Genomic DNA, 15,217 nt, shown 5'->3' with positions numbered 1-15,217 from the left:
CGGTCAGCCGCGCGTTGCGAAGAAGCTGGCAAGCCGCGTCTGGATATCCCGCGCAACGGTCTTTGCCGCACGGTCTTCCGCGTCGCGCTCGGCGCGCAGGTTGGCGAACCGCTGGCTGGAGAAGTCGAAGGACGCCGTGCCGAAGGCACGCCCGGTCTCGAGCGTGCGGCCGGTCGCAATGTCGCTGAGCACATAGGTCGCATTCACCGTCACCGTATAGGCGGACGGAACGTCGGCGAGCCGCTCGACACCGACCTCGTTGAGCGGCCGGTCGATCAGGATCTTCAGCCGATAGCTCGATTCAGGAGCCTCGCGGCCGCGGCGGAAGCCGAAGATCAACTCGTTGCGCAGCACCTGGCCGACCCGGTCGAGATCGCGGCTCGACGCCGTCTGCACGGGATCGATATCGATGCGGGCCAGCTCCTCGCTGAGGGCGGGAGACCCGCCCGGCATACCCACCGTGCCGTAGAGCGGACGCACCTGGCACCCGGCCGCGAACAGGGTGGCGCCAAGGGCCAGCGCAAGCGCGGCGCGGCGGGTCGGGCTTGCGCCCCTCAAGCGATCAGACGACGACATTCACGATCCTCTGCGGCACGACGATGATCTTGCGCGCCGGCTTGCCGTCAAGCGCCTTCAGCACCGCCTCGAGCTGCAGCGTAGCCGCTTCGACCTCCTCTTTGGAAGCCTCTCTTGAGATCGTGAGATCCGCACGCTTCTTGCCGTTGACCTGCACGGGAAGCGTCACCGTCGCCTCGACGAGCAGCTCTTCCTCGATGTCCGGCCACGGCGTGGTTGCCAGCAGTTCGGCGTGGCCGAAGACGCTCCAGCATTCCTCCGCCAGATGCGGCGCCATCGGCGCCATCATCTGCACCAGATAGCTGGCCGCCTCGCGGATCGCGAAGCGCATGTCATTGGTCTCATAGCCCGCCTGATAGGCCTTGCTCAGCGTGTTGACGAGCTCGTAGAGCCGGGCGACGGCCCGGTTGAAGGACAGCGCCTCGATGTCGGCGGACACCGCCGCGCAGGTCTTGTGCGTGGCGCGGCGCAGCGCGGTCGCCGCCTCGCCGACCTCGGCCGGACGCACCCGGGCGGGCACATTCTCGACGATGTCGTTCACCAGACGCCAGACGCGCTGCATGAAGCGCCAGGAGCCTTGCACGCCGGCTTCCGTCCACTGGACGTCGCGCTCGGGCGGGCTGTCCGACAGCATGAACCAGCGCGCGGTATCCGCGCCGTAGGTCTCGATGATGTCGGTCGGGTCGACGGTGTTCTTCTTCGACTTCGACATCTTCTCAATCGAGCCGATGGTGACCGCGCCGCCGCCGTCGATCAGGACGGCGCGCCGCGCGTCGCCTTCGCCCTCGATGCGCACGTCGCCAGGCGCAACCCAGGCGCCGTCGGCGGTGCGATAGGTCTCATGCGTGACCATGCCCTGCGTGAAGAGGCCCTTGAACGGCTCCTTGACGTTCAGGTGGCCGGTCTCGCACATCGCCCGGGCAAAGAAGCGCGAATAGAGAAGATGCAGGATCGCATGCTCGATGCCGCCGATATACTGGTCGACCGGCAGCCAGGCGTTGGCCGCGTCCGGGTCCGTCGGCGTCTCCGCCTTCGGATCGGCGAAACGGGCGAAATACCAGGACGAGTCCACGAAGGTGTCCATCGTGTCGGTCTCGCGCCGCGCCGGCCCCGCGCAGGACGGGCACTCCACATGCCGCCAGGTCGGGTGGCGGTCGAGCGGATTGCCCGGCTTGTCGAAGTCGATGTCCTCGGGCAGCTCGACCGGCAGGTCCTTGACCGGAACCGGCACCACGCCGCAATCGTCGCAATGGATGACCGGGATCGGGCAGCCCCAGTAGCGCTGGCGCGAGATGCCCCAGTCGCGCAGGCGATAGTTCACCTGACGTTCGGCCTGCGAAATGCCGCCGACGGTCTGCAGTTCCAGCTTCACCGAAACCGCGTGCTTGGCCTCGTCGATGCCCAGACCGTTGAGGAAATCGGAATTGTAGATCGTGCCCTCGTCGGTGAAGGCTTCCGTGGTGATCTCGAAGGTCTCCGGGTCGGCACCGAACGGCAACACCACCGGCTTGACCGGAAGGCGGTACTTGCGCGCGAAATCGAGGTCGCGCTGGTCGTGCGCGGGACAGGCGAAGATCGCCCCCGTGCCGTAGTCCATCAGGATGAAGTTGGCGATATAGACCGGCAGCGTCACATCCGGATCGAGCGGATGCTTCACGCTGAGGCCCGTGTCGATGCCGATCTTTTCCGCCGTCTCGATCGCTTCCGCCGAGGTGCCGATGTGATGGCACTCGTCGATGAATTCCGCGATCTTGGGATTGTCAGCGGCCAGCGTCTGCGAAATCGGATGATCGGGCGACAGGCCCATGAACGATGCGCCGTAAAGCGTATCGGGACGGGTGGTGAAGATCTCCAGCGTCGTATCGCCCGTCGGCGCCGGCTCGGTGAATTCGAAGCGCACGCGCAGGCCTTCCGAGCGGCCGATCCAGTTCTTCTGCATCAGCCGGACCTTTTCCGGCCAGCGGTCGAGCGTCTCGATCGACGTCAGCAGGTCTTCCGACCAGTCGGAGATCTTGAAGAACCACTGGGTCAGCTCGCGCTGTTCGACCAGCGCACCGGAGCGCCAGCCGCGTCCGTCGATCACCTGCTCGTTGGCGAGCACGGTCATGTCGACCGGATCCCAGTTGACCTTGGAATTCTTGCGGTAGGCGAGGCCCGCCTTCAGGAAATCCAGGAATAGGCGCTGCTGCTGGGTGTAATACTCCACATCGCAGGTTGCGAACTCGCGCGCCCAGTCGAGCGACAGACCCATGATCTGGAGCTGGCCCCGCATCGTCTCGATGTTCTGGTAGGTCCAGTCGCGCGGATGCACCTTGTTCTGCATCGCCGCGTTTTCGGCAGGCATGCCGAAGGCGTCCCAGCCCATCGGATGCAGGACGTTGAACCCCTTCGCCCGCTTGTAGCGCGCCACAACGTCGCCCATGGCGTAGTTGCGCACATGGCCCATGTGGATGCGGCCTGACGGATAGGGGAACATCTCAAGGACATAATACTTGGGACGCGGGTCGTCGTTCACCGTCGCGAACACCTGCGTCTCGTCCCAGACCCTTTGCCAGCGGCTTTCCGCATCGCGGGCGTTATAGCGCTCGGTCGCCATGATCTTGAATGTGTATCCCGTGGCTGTGATGAAATCGCTTGGCGCGACAGTCACCAGAAATCGGGCGTGGGGTCAACCTGCATCGCACCGCCCGCCGCCCTTGCAATCGCCGCCGCAAGACGGCATGTCCCTCCGGCGGGACGGCGCTCTGCTGCGCCTGCCGCAGCGAAACCATGACCGGATCAACCAACGACGGGAGCGATCATGTCCGCCTCTTCCAACAAGGATGCAACCGCGCGGCTGGCAGAGGTGCGGGCCGCGATCGCCACCGCCGAGCGCGAGGCCGGACGCACCGACAACGGCTGCCGCCTCATCGCTGTGTCCAAGACCTTCGACGCCGATGCGATCCGCCCTGTCCTGGAAAGCGGCCAGCGCATCTTCGGCGAAAACCGCGTCCAGGAAGCCCAGGGCAAATGGCCGGAGCTGCGCGCCGACTATGATGACGTCGAGCTGCATCTGATCGGCCCGCTGCAGTCAAACAAGGCGCGCGATGCGGTCGCGCTCTTCGACGTCATCCACACGGTGGACCGCGAGAAGATCGCCCGTGCCCTGAAGGCGGAATGCGAGGCCCAGGGGCGGGCCTTGCGCTTCTTCATTCAGGTCAACACCGGCGAGGAACCGCAAAAGGCCGGGATCGCGCCGCAGGAGGCCGATGCCTTCATCGCGTTGTGCCGCGACGACCTCAAGCTCGATGTCGCCGGCCTGATGTGCATTCCCCCGGTGGAGGACATGCCCGGACCGCATTTCGCGCTGCTGCAGAAGATCGCCGCCCGCAACGGCCTGTCGGAGCTTTCGATGGGCATGTCGGCGGATTTCGAGACGGCCATCCGCTTCGGCGCGACCTATGTGCGGGTCGGCTCGGCGATTTTCGGCACCCGCGACACCCACTGACGCCGCGACGGAGCGCTGGCGCAGTCAGCGCTCCTGCCAGAAGTCCGGGGTCAGGATGATGATGCCGGACACGATCTCCAGCCGACCGAGGATCATCTGGAAGGCGAGCAGCCATTTCACCACATCCGGCAGAGACTGGAATGTGCCCGACGGGCCGATGGTCGATCCGACGCCCGGCCCCACATTCGCCAGCGCCGTGATCGAGGCGCTGAGCGCGGTTTCCACATCGAGACCGGCCGCGGCATAAAAAAGCGCGAAGAGCGCGAAGGTCACCACATAGAGCAGGGCGAAGATCAGCACGCCCTCGATCACGTTCGGGCTGAGGCGCTTGCCGGCGAAATAGGGCTCGGCGATCCGGTGCGGACGGCACATGCCGCTCACCAGCGAGCGGATCAGATGGATCAGAACCAGCATGCGGAATGCCTTGAACCCGCCGGAGGTCGAGCCGCTGCAGCCGCCCAGAAACGTCACCAGGAAGAACAGCGCCGTGGCGAAGGCGCCCCATTGCAGATAGTCGCTGGCCGCATATCCGGTCGTGGTGATGATCGACACCACGTGGAAGACGGAGAGGGTCAACTCGCGAAACGGCGTGTCGGTCGCGCCCAGATGCAGGACGACAAAGGCGGCCAGGCTCGCCGCCGCCGCCAGTCCGACGAAAAACACCACCTGCTCGTGGTCGCGGAAATCGCGCCACTCCACCACCCGGATCATGAACAGGAAGGGAAAGCCGGACAAAAGCATGAAGACGATCGCGATCCAGAAGATCGCCAGGTTGTCGAATTGCCCCATCGACTGGTCGGAGGTGGAAAATCCGCCGGATGAAACCGTGGTCAGCGCGTGGTTGAGCGCCTGGAACCCGGTCATTCCGGCGATGCGGTAGAGCACCATGCAGGTGACCGTCAGCCCACCGTAAAGCAGCAGCAGGCGGATCAGGAACGGCTCGATGCGGCCATAGGGCTTGGAGGAGGTTTCCGACGATTCGATCGCGAACAGCTGCGAGCCACCGACCCGCAGGCCCGGCAACAGCCAGATCCCGAGCACGACGATGCCGATCCCGCCGACCCATTGCAGCAGAGAGCGCCAGAGCAGGATCCCGGGCGGCAGGTGATCGAGACCGGTGAGCACGGTGGCGCCCGTCGTGGTCAGCCCGGAGGCGGCCTCGAACACGGCATCGGTGAGCGAGAGGTCGAGGCCGCTGAGGTAGAGCGGGAGCGCCCCGGCAAGGCTGAAGGCCAGCCATGCGCCATTGACCAGCACCAGCGTTTCGCGAATGCCGAGCCGGTGATCCTTCTCAAGGAAGGCGAGGGTCGCGACACTGCCAAAACAGCCGACGATCAGGGCCGACACGGCGAACCCGACCCAGTCCGGATTGCCGACCATGAGATCGGCGGCGGCCGGCACCAGCATGAAAAGCGAGAGGAGAACCATCAGCCGCCCGACAGGCAGCGCAACCGCACGGTAATCCATACAAGAGGACCCTCGACATTTCGGATGCGCGCCACGAGGCGTTCTGGCCCGGTTCGCACGGCCGCGTCGCGAGACCCCTACTCCCATTCGACCGGGTCCCGCAATCGAAAGATTGCGCAAGACGAGCGGGTCGCGGAGCGCAAAATGAACCCTTTTTCTTGACTCTTCGGGCGTTATCGGGCACCAGCTTGCCAACTCCGCAAGAGTGACGAAATTTCAGGCAACCGACCGGGACCCGCGAAGGTCTAAAGAGATCCCGGAGGTCAACACCCGACAGCGCGATGCGCCCTCGGGTGGCGCGACGCTTTGCATGGCGCGCATCGGCCTTTGAGTTTGTCGCCTTGTGGATCTCGACGCCGGCATCCGGGACACCGACAGGTCCCGCATCCGGCGAAAACGGCAACCCCGGAAGGGCCGAAGCATGTTCGAAAGTCTGTCCGATCGCCTGAGTGGCATCCTCGACAAGCTGACGCGACGCGGCGCGCTGTCGGAGGCTGACGTCGGCGAGGCGCTGCGCGAGGTCCGCCGCGCGCTGATCGAGGCCGACGTGGCGCTTCCGGTGGTGAAGTCCTTCACCGACAAGGTGCGCAACCGCGCCGTCGGCCAGGAAGTCCTCAAGTCGGTGACGCCCGGCCAGCAGGTCGTCAAGATCGTCCATGACCAGCTCGTCGAGATGCTGGGCTCCCAGGCCGAGCCGATCGACCTCAACGCGCCGGCGCCGGTCGCGATCATGATGGTCGGCCTGCAGGGCTCGGGCAAGACGACCTCCACCGCCAAGATCGCCCTGCGCCTGACCCGCGACGACAAGCGCAAGGTCCTGATGGCCTCGCTCGACACCCGCCGTCCGGCCGCGCAGGAACAGCTCAAGGTTCTCGGCGAACAGAACGGCATCGACACGCTGCCGATCATCGCCGGCCAGTCGCCGGTGCAGATCGCCTCGCGCGCCGCAACCGCGGCAAAGCTCGGCGGCTACGACGTGGTGCTGCTCGACACCGCCGGCCGCACCCATATCGACGAACCGCTGATGGCGGAGATGGCCGAGATCAAGGCGGCGACCGATCCGCACGAGATCCTGCTTGTCGCCGACTCGCTGACCGGTCAGGACGCGGTCAACCTCGGCCAGTCCTTCAACGAACGCGTCGGCATCACCGGCATCGTGCTGACCCGCATGGACGGCGACGGCCGCGGCGGCGCGGCGCTTTCCATGCGCGCGGTGACGGGCAAGCCGGTCAAGCTGATCGGCACGGGCGAGAAGGCCGACGCGCTGGAGGAGTTCCACCCCTCGCGCATCGCCGACCGGATCCTCGGCATGGGCGACATCGTCTCGCTCGTCGAGAAGGCCTCGCGCGAACTCGACCAGGAACAGACGGCCAAGATGGCCGCGAAGATGCAAAAGGGCACCTTCGACCTGGAAGACCTCGGCGAACAGCTCAAGCAGATGGAAAAGCTCGGCGGCATGTCCGGCATCATGGGCATGATGCCCGGTGTCGGAAAGCTGAAGAAGCAGATCGGCGAAGCCAATCTCGACGACAAGGTGATCAAGCGCCAGGTCGCCATCATCCAGTCGATGACGCCGCAGGAACGGCGCAAGCCCGACCTGCTCAAGGCCAGCCGCAAGAAGCGCATTGCCGCCGGTTCGGGTGTCGATGTCGCCGCCGTCAACAAGCTTTTGAAGATGCACCGCCAGATGGCGGACATGATGAAGCAGATGGGCAAGGGCAAGGGCGGCCTGTTCTCCAAGATGATGGGCGGCATGGGGCTGCCCGGCGGCGGCATGCCGTCGATGGACCCCAAGGAGCTGGAAAAGCTCGCCAAGTCCGGCCAGATGCCGGGACAGATGCCCGGTGGCGGCCTTCCGCCCGGCATGCCGGGTCTTCCCGGCGGCATGGGCGGTCTCGGGGGCCTGGGCGGACCGAAGCTGCCGGGTCTCGGCGGCATGCCCGGCATGGGGCGGGGAAAGAAGAAATGACGAACAGCGCAGAAGACATTCTGGGCCCGTCCTCGGAGACGATGGAAGAGCTGGCGCGGCTGCGCGGCTCCATCGACAACATCGACGCGGCACTGATCCACATGCTCGCGGAACGCTTCAAATGCACCCAGAAGGTCGGCGTTTTGAAAGCGACACACAATCTTCCGCCCGCCGATCCGGCGCGCGAGGACCGGCAGATCGCGCGGCTGCGATCCCTTGCCAGGGACGCCAATCTCGATCCCGATTTCGCGGAAACCTTCCTGAACTTCATCGTCAAGGAAGTCATCCGCCACCACGAAGCCATTCGCGGCTGATGCCGCGAACACCAATCAAACAGGAGATACCCCGATGGCTTTGAAAATTCGTCTCGCCCGTGGCGGCGCCAAGAAGCGTCCGTTCTACCGCATCGTGATCGCCGACGTGCGTTCGCCGCGCGACGGCCGCTTCCTGGAGAAGGTCGGCAGCTACGATCCGATGCTGCCGAAGGACAATGAGAACCGCGTCACCCTCGACGCCGAGCGCATCCAGCATTGGCTGAGCCACGGCGCGAAGCCGACCGACCGCGTGCACCGCTTCCTGGATGCCGCCGGCCTGCTGAAGCGCGATGCGCGCAACAACCCGAAGAAGGCCGAGCCGGGCCAGAAGGCCAAGGAGCGCGTCGAGGCGCGCAAGCAGGCCGCCGAGGATGCAGCCGCTGCGGCTGCCGCCGAGACCGAAGAAGCCGCCGCCGAGTAATCGACGGGACGTCGAAGGCCCGCGCCGCGCCCGGCGGCGCCGCGCGGGCCTTTTTGTTTGCCCCAGCCGTTTGAAGGAGCCGCACGGTCTTGGCCGAGGAACGTATCTTGATGGCCCGCATCGGTGCCGCCCATGGCATTCGCGGCGAGGTCCGGGTCAAGCCCTTCGGCGACGACCCGCTGTCCTTCACCGACTACGGACCGCTGGAGACGGCGGACGGAAAACGCCGGCTGACGGTCTCCGCCGCGCGCGTGCAAAAGAACATGGTGATCACCCGCTTCGAGGGGATCGACGACCGCAACGCCGCCGAAGCCCTCAACGGGCTCGACCTCTACATCCCGAGAGATGCCCTGCCGGAGTTGGACGAGGACGACGACTTCTATCACGCCGACCTTCTCGGCCTGCGCGCCCTGTCTGCGGATGGCGAAGCGCTTGGAAAAGTGGTCGCCGTGCCGGATTTCGGCGCCGGCACATTGCTTGAAATCCGCCCGGACATCGGGGCGTCCTTCTTCGTTCCCTTCACCCGCGATGCCGTCCCGGAGGTCGACCTGGCCGAAGGGCGGGTAACGATCGTGCGTCCGCCCGATTACGAGGACGAGGACGGAGACCGGGGCGAGGACGGCGAAGACGCCTGAACCGGCAACGCCGCCGTCTCGGGCAGATCGACCTCCAGGACGGGGTCCCTTGTCCGGTCCGCGAGAGCCGCCCTGGTTTCGGAGCGGATCAGGACAACAATCGCGACAACGAGCGCGACGCCGACGCTGTTGGCGGCAATATCGAGCAGCGAGGCATGATGATGCGGGGTCATGGCCTGAACGCCCTCGCCGGCGATCCCCATCAGCATCGCCGCGCCGGCCGAAAGCCGCAGCCGGCAGCAGAAAAATGCGTGGATCGACAGCGTGAGCAGGGCGAAGAAGACGAGATGCTGGACCTTGTCCCAGGGATGGTCGAGACCGGTGTTGAACACCAGGCCGACGATCACGCCATAGGCGATCAACACGCACAGGGGCAGCACCCGTCCGAGCGAAAGGTCGATATAGTCGCGCTCGGCATGACGCCGGACCCAGCGCGGCAGGAGAATGCTGATACTTGGCATGCAGACCTCGCGAGAATTGACGCGAGTCTAGACCGCCAATCTTTAACCAAGCGTTCCCGCCCGAAAGGGCAGGGGAACGCAAACCCGGAGCCGGCGAGCGGATGAGCTTCAACGCAACCGTCCTGACACTCTATCCGGAGATGTTTCCCGGCCCGCTCGGCGCCTCGCTCGCCGGCAAGGCGCTGTCGCGCGGCGACTGGAGCCTGAACGCCCGCCAGATCCGCGACCATGCGACCGACAAGCATCGCTCCGTCGACGACACGCCGGCCGGCGGCGGCGCGGGAATGGTGTTGCGGCCCGACATTCTGGCGCAGGCCATCGATGCCGCCTCCCCGGCGGACGACCCGCGCCCGCGCCTGCTGATGAGCCCGCGCGGTCGCCCGCTCGACCAGGCCCGGGTGCGCGACCTTGCCGCCGGACCGGGTGCGGTCATCGTCTGCGGCCGCTTCGAGGGCGTCGACCAGCGCGTGATCGACAGCCGCGGCCTTCAGGAGGTCTCCATCGGCGACTACATCCTGTCCGGCGGCGAAATTGCCGCCATGGTCCTGCTCGACGCCGTGGTGCGCCTCCTTCCCGGCGTCATGGGAAACGCGGAAAGCGGCGCGACGGAGAGTTTCGAGACCGGCCTGCTGGAACACCCGCATTACACGCGACCGCGCGAGTTCGAGGGCCTGCCGATCCCCGAGGTCCTCACTTCCGGCGACCACGCCCGCATCGAGGCCTGGCGTCAGGCCGAGGCGGAGCGGCTGACCCGCGACCGCCGGCCCGATCTCTGGGAGGCCCATTGCGCCGCAAACAGCGCGAATGCGGCAAAAAACACATGACAAACCGGCCCTCATGCGCTAGGAACCGGCCCACTCGGGTGTCGTTTCGGTGCCGCGTGCGGATTTTGGCGTGCATGATTGCCATCTCTGCGCATCGGTGACCGGGCAACGATCAACCCAAATCCATTCCATCGCCGGACACAGCGTCCGGTTTGGCCAAAACGCGGTGAATTCGCCCCGGCGTCTGGAACGCTTGAGGACGCTCTGACCGAGCAAGACCCAAAAGGCAGTGCCATGAACATCATCGAGGAAATCAACGCCGAGGAAATGACAAGGATCGAAGCCGTCCGCACGCTTCCGACCTTCTCCGCAGGCGACACCATCCGCGTCAACGTGCGCGTGACGGAAGGAACCCGCACCCGTACCCAGGCCTATGAAGGCGTGTGCATCGCCCGCTCCGGCGGCGGCATCAACGAGAACTTCACGGTGCGCAAGATTTCCTACGGTGAAGGCGTGGAGCGTGTGTTCCCGGTGTTCTCGCCGATGCTCGAGGGTGTCGAAGTCATCCGTCGCGGCAAGGTGCGTCGCGCCAAGCTCTATTACCTGCGCGGCCTGCGCGGCAAGTCGGCCCGTATCGTCGAGGCGACCAACACCCGTGCCCGTCGCCTGAACGACGAGACCAAGGCAGAGCTGGCCGCCGTGAAGTCGGCGAAGGAAGCCGAGCGCGCCGCGGCCCAGGCAGCCGCAGCCGCAGCAGCCGCCGAGACCGCCTCGGAATAAGGCGCTGGCGCCCCGGCGCAAGACACCCTGCTAAAACACGAAAAGCGGCCCCCGGGCCGCTTCAGACCGCTGACAAAGGGTGTGACTGCTCTCCAACGTCATACCGGGCAAGCGGAAGCGCGACCCGGTATCGGAGAGCCAAAAACCTGTCCGTTTTATGGAGTTGCCAGCCGCAAGGCCCTGCCTCTCCGATCCCGGATCGCAGCGAACGCCGCGTCCGGGAGGACGCCTACTCGAGGCTTTGTCATCATCCTCAAGCGGCCCCCGGGCCGCTTTTTTTGTAGCCGGATCTGGATGTCCGGTTCGAAAACCCGTTTCGCCAGCTCCACGGTCGCGCCGACGGTCAGTCGATGCGGCGCAGATGCGCCCGCACCGCCACCCGCGAGGTCGCCGCCGTCAGGATCGTCACCAGGAAGATGATGGCCAGCACGCCGAGATAGCCGGCCGCACCCACCGACACGCCGCCGAAGAGAACCATCGCCTGTTCCATCGCGGCAAAGCCCGTGTTCCCGTCCGCAAACAAACCGAGCACGACAAACACCGCCGACGCGCTCAGGCCCCCGGCCAGTCCGCCCTTGAGCCCGAGCAGGAGAAAATGCCGCTGGAACTCGCGGGCGACGAAACTGTCCTCCGCGCCGACGAAATGCAGCACTTCGACCACATCCTTGTTGCCCGCCATGGCCGCGCGCGTGGCAAAGACCACCGACAGCACCATGGAGGCGAGCACCAGCGCGAGGATCGCCAGTCCGGCGAGCACGACGGCATTGGCCATGGAGGCGAGACGCCCGGTCCACAGCGAATGATCGTCGACGCTCGCGCCGTTCACCCCGTCGGAGATGCCGACCCGCAGGCCGGTCAGGTCGAAGCGCGTGCCGTCCTCGATTTCCACCTGGATGAGCCGGGGAACGGGCAGCGTGTCCAGATCGAGCCCGGTTCCGAGCCACGGCTGCAGCAACTCGCGCGTCTGCGCGTCGGAAAGCGCCCGCACCGCGCCAACGCCCGGCCGTGCCTCGGCGATGGAAATCGCCTTTTCGATCTCGCGCAGCATGTCCACCCCCTGGGCCGGGCGGATCTGGATCGTCACCTCGCGCAAGAGGTCGTTCGACCAGGCATTGGCCGCATCGTGAATGACCGTGACCATGCCGATCGTCAGGCAGGCGAGAAAGCTCATGATGGCGACGACCAGCGTCAGCGCCCGCCCGGCAACCGCCTGCGGCGGCACGATGGGCGCGGAGGGGCGCAACTGCGCGTCCGGATCCGCCCGGCGCGGCTTGGGGGGTTTCTTGGCGGGACGCTTGAGGCGCGGCAGCCGCGGCGCCATCGATTTTCCGGCGGACGCAGGACGTTGACCGGGACGCGGAGCCGCACCCGGGCGTCGCTCTGCCTGTCCCGCGGACGGCGTGTCGGGCGTGTTCGGATCGTCAGTCATGGATTTGCAACCGTCCGTCGGCCAGTTCCATCCGCCGCGCATGCACCTGATCCATCAGCGCGAGATCGTGGGTGGCGATCACCACGGAGGTGCCCAGCCGGTTCAGCTCGATGAACAGCCGCAGCAAACGCCGTGCAAGTGGCGGGTCGACGTTGCCCGTCGGCTCGTCGGCCAGGAGCAGTTCCGGACGGGTGATCAGCGCGCGTGCAATCGCCGCGCGCTGCTTTTCCCCGCCCGACAGCACCGGCGGCAGCACATGCATGCGCTCGCCAAGGCCCACCCATTTCAGCAGCTCGACCACATCCGAACGATACTGGCCCTCCTCCTGCCCGGCCACCCGCAACGGCAACGCGACATTCTCGTAGGTGGTCAGATGCTGCAGCAGGCGAAAGTCCTGGAACACGATGCCGATGCGCCGGCGCAGGGCCGGGATCTGGCTTTTCTGCAGCGCGGATGTGTCCTTTCCGAACGCGCGAACCAGGCCGCGCGTCGGGGTGAGCGACAGGAACAGCAGGCGCATCAAAGAAGTCTTGCCCGCCCCCGACGGGCCGGTCAGGAACTGGAAGGACTGCGGCTTTATCTCAAAGGTCAGGTCACGCAGCACCTCCGGCCCCATGCCGTAGCGCAGCCCAACATTTTCGAATCGGATCACGGCATCCTCATTTTCGCTCGATTGCGGCGACCCTACGCCTCGCTCATTAACGCTTCATTAACGATATGGGGGCGTGATGGGCTTTCGGCGAGCCGTTCATCGGTCGCAATGCGTCCGGCGTTTGCCCGGTGTTTACGCTCCGCAGGTGAGACTGCGTCGGACAGGCCGTGAATGAACGCGGCGCCACCCGATCGGTCAAGACGAGGCCTCTTCCGGAAATGAAGATCACCTGCCCGGACTGTTCGACATCTTATGAGGTCAGCGCCGCAGCGCTCGGGCCAGGCGGACGCAGCGTGAAATGCGCGCGCTGCGGCACCCGCTGGCATGCTGATGGCGCGGACCCCGACACGGTGTCCGTGGAAACGGATCTTCCCGCCGATGCCGATGCGCAGGCCGATGCCGACACGGCTGCCGGCAAAATGGACGACGACACGAACGCGGATCCCGCCGACGACTGGGCCGCGGCCCTTTCCGGCGCGGACGAAACGTCTGGCGACGACGACATCTCCGGCAACGACGACGCCACCGGAGAGCCGGACGGCGACGGGTCGGCGGACGAGTCCGACAACGCCTTCACGGACACATTCGACGACGACGAGCTGGATGAGGCGGACACATTCGCCGAGCCGGTGCCCGTCGCCTCTGCCGACGGCGAGCTCCCGCCCCCGGCCCAGCCGGTCGACATCGAGACCCTGGCGAAAAAACCGAAGATCCAGGTCAAGATGAAGCCGCCCGAACCGGTGGTGCGGCGCGTTGCCGGCGCCGTCCTCAAGCGCGCCCGGCGGGTGAAGCCGAGACGGGTGGTCGGCGCCATGGTTTTCCTGGCTGCAATCGCGGTCTGCGGCCTGGCGGTCGGTCTGCGCAACCCGATCGTGGCGCGCATGCCCGACCTTGCCGGGCTTTTCTCGCTCGCCGGCTTTGATGTCAATCTGCGCGGGCTGGAGTTCCGGGACCTCAGAACCTTTCGCGAGCTGGAAAACGGGACGATCGTGCTCGTCATCGAGGGCACGATCGAGAATGTGGACCGCAAGCCCACGTTTGTCCCGGCCGTTCGTTTCGCATTGCGAAGCGAGGATGCGCAGGAGATATATGCCTGGGTGATGGAGCCCCGTCTGCGCCGCCTCGACGCGGGGAACGCCACCCGATTTCGCACCCGCCTGTCCTCTCCCCCGGAGTTGGCCGCGGATATCCAGGTACGCTTCGTCGAGCGCGGACAGCAACAGGCCAGACTTCAATGACCGACACTCCCGACATCCGCACGCTTTACGACGCCGACGAGATTGCCGCGCGGGTCGATGCGATCGCGGGCGAAATCGCCGCCTCGCGCCCGACCCACCTGCTGGTTGTGGCCGTTCTCAAGGGCAGCTTCATGTTCGCCGCCGACCTTGTGCGCGCGATGCACAAGGCCGGACTGCAGCCGGAAATGGAGTTCATTCATCTGTCGAGTTACGGCGCCGGAACCGAGTCAAGGGAAATCCGCGTTTTGCGCGATGTGGAGAGCGATGTGGCCGGTCGGGATGTGATTCTCGTGGATGACATACTGGAAAGTGGCCGAACCCTCTCCTTCGCCCGGGACCGACTCACCGAGCGGGGAGCAAGATCGGTTCACATCGCCGCGCTGCTCGACAAACCGATGCGCCGCAAATCCGCCATTTCTGCGGATTATGTCGGATTCGAGTGTCCGGACCGATTCGTTGTCGGCTACGGGATGGATATGGGCCACAAATGGCGCCAGCTCCCGTACATCGGATATGTGGTTCAGGATGGTGCGGCAACCGCGGGTGGTTGAGAACGGGAGAGGGACATGGCCCATATTCTAGTTGCCGAGGACGACGAGGCGGTTCGCAGCTTCGTCAAGCGGGCACTCGAGCTGGACGGCCATAGCGTGGTCGCCGAGGAAGATGGCGCGGCCGCAGCCGAGACGCTCGCCCGCGAAAAGGGCGGGTTCGACCTGATCCTGTCGGACATCAAGATGCCGGTCATGGACGGCATCGCCTTCGCGCTGGTCGCCGCGCGCGATCACCCGGAAATCCCGATCCTGCTCATGACAGGCTTCGCCGATCAGCGCGAACGCGCCAACGGATTGGACGCCCTGATCCACGATGTGGTGACCAAGCCGTTCTCGCTTGCGGATATCCGCAGGGCCGTGGTCGACGCGCTGAATGGCATCTCCCGCGAAGACACCAGCCTGCGTCGCTACGCCTAAGGCTTCTTTCGCAGTAGCAGACCAGACGACAGCAGACCGGAACGCCGCACCCGCTC

The 15,217-nt window shown here is 65.8% G+C and carries 16 protein-coding genes; 10 read left to right on the top strand and 6 right to left on the bottom strand.

Annotation, left to right across the window (positions count from 1 at the left end; genetic code table 11):
- Nucleotides 1-3: 3 nt before the first annotated feature.
- Nucleotides 4-576: an LPS assembly lipoprotein LptE gene (gene lptE, locus LC092_RS11580; RefSeq protein WP_224806687.1), complete on the bottom strand. Its 573-nt coding sequence runs from the start codon at nucleotides 574-576 to the stop codon at nucleotides 4-6.
- The gene (leuS, locus tag LC092_RS11575; RefSeq protein ID WP_224806783.1) at nucleotides 563-3,172 is read right to left on the bottom strand and encodes a leucine--tRNA ligase; all 2,610 of its coding nucleotides are present in this window, start codon (nucleotides 3,170-3,172) and stop codon (nucleotides 563-565) included. Before leuS ends, lptE begins: the two co-directional genes overlap by 14 nt.
- 204 nt (nucleotides 3,173-3,376) lie before the next feature.
- On the opposite strand from leuS, the gene LC092_RS11570 reads away from it, so the two are divergent.
- A complete protein-coding gene (locus LC092_RS11570) occupies nucleotides 3,377-4,063 on the top strand; it encodes a YggS family pyridoxal phosphate-dependent enzyme (RefSeq protein WP_224806686.1) in 687 nt (228 codons plus the stop codon).
- 24 nt (nucleotides 4,064-4,087) lie between these two features.
- Here the strand turns inward: LC092_RS11570 and LC092_RS11565 are convergent, their stop codons facing one another.
- The gene (locus LC092_RS11565) at nucleotides 4,088-5,530 is read right to left on the bottom strand and encodes a TrkH family potassium uptake protein (protein WP_224806685.1); all 1,443 of its coding nucleotides are present in this window, start codon (nucleotides 5,528-5,530) and stop codon (nucleotides 4,088-4,090) included.
- A gap of 421 nt (nucleotides 5,531-5,951) precedes the next feature.
- Here LC092_RS11565 and ffh point away from each other — a divergent pair, with 421 nt between their 5' ends.
- From ffh to rimM, 4 genes are all read left to right on the top strand, one after another.
- The gene (gene ffh, locus LC092_RS11560; protein WP_224806684.1) at nucleotides 5,952-7,499 is read left to right on the top strand and encodes a signal recognition particle protein; all 1,548 of its coding nucleotides are present in this window, start codon (nucleotides 5,952-5,954) and stop codon (nucleotides 7,497-7,499) included.
- A complete protein-coding gene (locus LC092_RS11555; protein WP_412103571.1) occupies nucleotides 7,496-7,813 on the top strand; it encodes a chorismate mutase in 318 nt (105 codons plus the stop codon). Before ffh ends, LC092_RS11555 begins: the two co-directional genes overlap by 4 nt.
- A gap of 34 nt (nucleotides 7,814-7,847) precedes the next feature.
- Nucleotides 7,848-8,234: a 30S ribosomal protein S16 gene (gene rpsP, locus LC092_RS11550; protein WP_224806683.1), complete on the top strand. Its 387-nt coding sequence runs from the start codon at nucleotides 7,848-7,850 to the stop codon at nucleotides 8,232-8,234.
- A gap of 89 nt (nucleotides 8,235-8,323) precedes the next feature.
- Nucleotides 8,324-8,869: a ribosome maturation factor RimM gene (gene rimM, locus LC092_RS11545; RefSeq protein WP_318245922.1), complete on the top strand. Its 546-nt coding sequence runs from the start codon at nucleotides 8,324-8,326 to the stop codon at nucleotides 8,867-8,869.
- Here the strand turns inward: rimM and LC092_RS11540 are convergent.
- Nucleotides 8,821-9,330 carry an antibiotic resistance protein VanZ gene (locus LC092_RS11540; protein ID WP_224806682.1) on the bottom strand — a complete coding sequence of 170 codons (510 nt, stop codon included), beginning with the start codon at nucleotides 9,328-9,330 and terminating at the stop codon, nucleotides 8,821-8,823. The two genes, rimM and LC092_RS11540, sit on opposite strands and share 49 nt — an antisense overlap.
- Before the next feature lie 101 nt (nucleotides 9,331-9,431).
- Here LC092_RS11540 and trmD point away from each other — a divergent pair, with 101 nt between their 5' ends.
- Together trmD and rplS are read left to right on the top strand one after the other, a co-directional pair.
- The gene (gene trmD, locus LC092_RS11535; protein ID WP_224806681.1) at nucleotides 9,432-10,154 is read left to right on the top strand and encodes a tRNA (guanosine(37)-N1)-methyltransferase TrmD; all 723 of its coding nucleotides are present in this window, start codon (nucleotides 9,432-9,434) and stop codon (nucleotides 10,152-10,154) included.
- Between the two features lie 234 nt (nucleotides 10,155-10,388).
- A complete protein-coding gene (gene rplS / locus LC092_RS11530; protein ID WP_224806680.1) occupies nucleotides 10,389-10,874 on the top strand; it encodes a 50S ribosomal protein L19 in 486 nt (161 codons plus the stop codon).
- Between the two features lie 343 nt (nucleotides 10,875-11,217).
- Here the strand turns inward: rplS and LC092_RS11525 are convergent, their stop codons facing one another.
- Nucleotides 11,218-12,195 carry a cell division protein FtsX gene (locus tag LC092_RS11525; protein ID WP_224806679.1) on the bottom strand — a complete coding sequence of 326 codons (978 nt, stop codon included), beginning with the start codon at nucleotides 12,193-12,195 and terminating at the stop codon, nucleotides 11,218-11,220.
- Nucleotides 12,196-12,295: 100 nt separating this feature from the next.
- Nucleotides 12,296-12,955 (bottom strand): cell division ATP-binding protein FtsE, encoded by a 660-nt coding sequence (ftsE, locus tag LC092_RS11520; RefSeq protein ID WP_029058027.1) that lies wholly within the window; start codon nucleotides 12,953-12,955, stop codon nucleotides 12,296-12,298.
- A 218-nt stretch (nucleotides 12,956-13,173) separates the two neighbouring features.
- Here ftsE and LC092_RS11515 point away from each other — a divergent pair, with 218 nt between their 5' ends.
- From LC092_RS11515 to LC092_RS11505, 3 genes are read left to right on the top strand one after another with little or no spacing between them, the layout of a single operon-like run.
- Nucleotides 13,174-14,193 carry a zinc-ribbon domain-containing protein gene (locus LC092_RS11515; RefSeq protein ID WP_224806678.1) on the top strand — a complete coding sequence of 340 codons (1,020 nt, stop codon included), beginning with the start codon at nucleotides 13,174-13,176 and terminating at the stop codon, nucleotides 14,191-14,193.
- Nucleotides 14,190-14,744: a hypoxanthine phosphoribosyltransferase gene (hpt, locus tag LC092_RS11510; RefSeq protein WP_224806677.1), complete on the top strand. Its 555-nt coding sequence runs from the start codon at nucleotides 14,190-14,192 to the stop codon at nucleotides 14,742-14,744. The genes LC092_RS11515 and hpt overlap by 4 nt, the downstream gene beginning before the upstream one ends.
- 15 nt (nucleotides 14,745-14,759) lie before the next feature.
- Nucleotides 14,760-15,161, top strand: coding sequence for a response regulator (locus LC092_RS11505; RefSeq protein WP_224806676.1), 402 nt, complete (start codon nucleotides 14,760-14,762; stop codon nucleotides 15,159-15,161).
- Nucleotides 15,162-15,217 lie beyond the last annotated feature (56 nt).

The sequence above is a fragment of the Stappia stellulata genome (assembly GCF_020176715.1).
GTDB lineage: Bacteria > Pseudomonadota > Alphaproteobacteria > Rhizobiales > Stappiaceae > Stappia.
This window is presented reverse-complemented; position numbering and strand designations above follow the sequence as displayed.

Excerpts from the sequence above, each read along its gene's own strand:
- lptE (WP_224806687.1), bottom strand. The coding sequence starts at position 576 with ATGTCGTCGTCTGATCGCTTGAGGGGCGCAAGCCCGACCCGCCGCGCC.
- leuS (WP_224806783.1), bottom strand. The coding sequence starts at position 3,172 with ATGGCGACCGAGCGCTATAACGCCCGCGATGCGGAAAGCCGCTGGCAA.
- LC092_RS11570 (WP_224806686.1), top strand. The coding sequence starts at position 3,377 with ATGTCCGCCTCTTCCAACAAGGATGCAACCGCGCGGCTGGCAGAGGTG.
- LC092_RS11565 (WP_224806685.1), bottom strand. The coding sequence starts at position 5,530 with ATGGATTACCGTGCGGTTGCGCTGCCTGTCGGGCGGCTGATGGTTCTC.
- ffh (WP_224806684.1), top strand. The coding sequence starts at position 5,952 with ATGTTCGAAAGTCTGTCCGATCGCCTGAGTGGCATCCTCGACAAGCTG.
- LC092_RS11555 (WP_412103571.1), top strand. The coding sequence starts at position 7,496 with ATGACGAACAGCGCAGAAGACATTCTGGGCCCGTCCTCGGAGACGATG.
- rpsP (WP_224806683.1), top strand. The coding sequence starts at position 7,848 with ATGGCTTTGAAAATTCGTCTCGCCCGTGGCGGCGCCAAGAAGCGTCCG.
- LC092_RS11540 (WP_224806682.1), bottom strand. The coding sequence starts at position 9,330 with ATGCCAAGTATCAGCATTCTCCTGCCGCGCTGGGTCCGGCGTCATGCC.
- trmD (WP_224806681.1), top strand. The coding sequence starts at position 9,432 with ATGAGCTTCAACGCAACCGTCCTGACACTCTATCCGGAGATGTTTCCC.
- rplS (WP_224806680.1), top strand. The coding sequence starts at position 10,389 with ATGAACATCATCGAGGAAATCAACGCCGAGGAAATGACAAGGATCGAA.
- LC092_RS11525 (WP_224806679.1), bottom strand. The coding sequence starts at position 12,195 with ATGGCGCCGCGGCTGCCGCGCCTCAAGCGTCCCGCCAAGAAACCCCCC.
- LC092_RS11515 (WP_224806678.1), top strand. The coding sequence starts at position 13,174 with ATGAAGATCACCTGCCCGGACTGTTCGACATCTTATGAGGTCAGCGCC.
- hpt (WP_224806677.1), top strand. The coding sequence starts at position 14,190 with ATGACCGACACTCCCGACATCCGCACGCTTTACGACGCCGACGAGATT.
- LC092_RS11505 (WP_224806676.1), top strand. The coding sequence starts at position 14,760 with ATGGCCCATATTCTAGTTGCCGAGGACGACGAGGCGGTTCGCAGCTTC.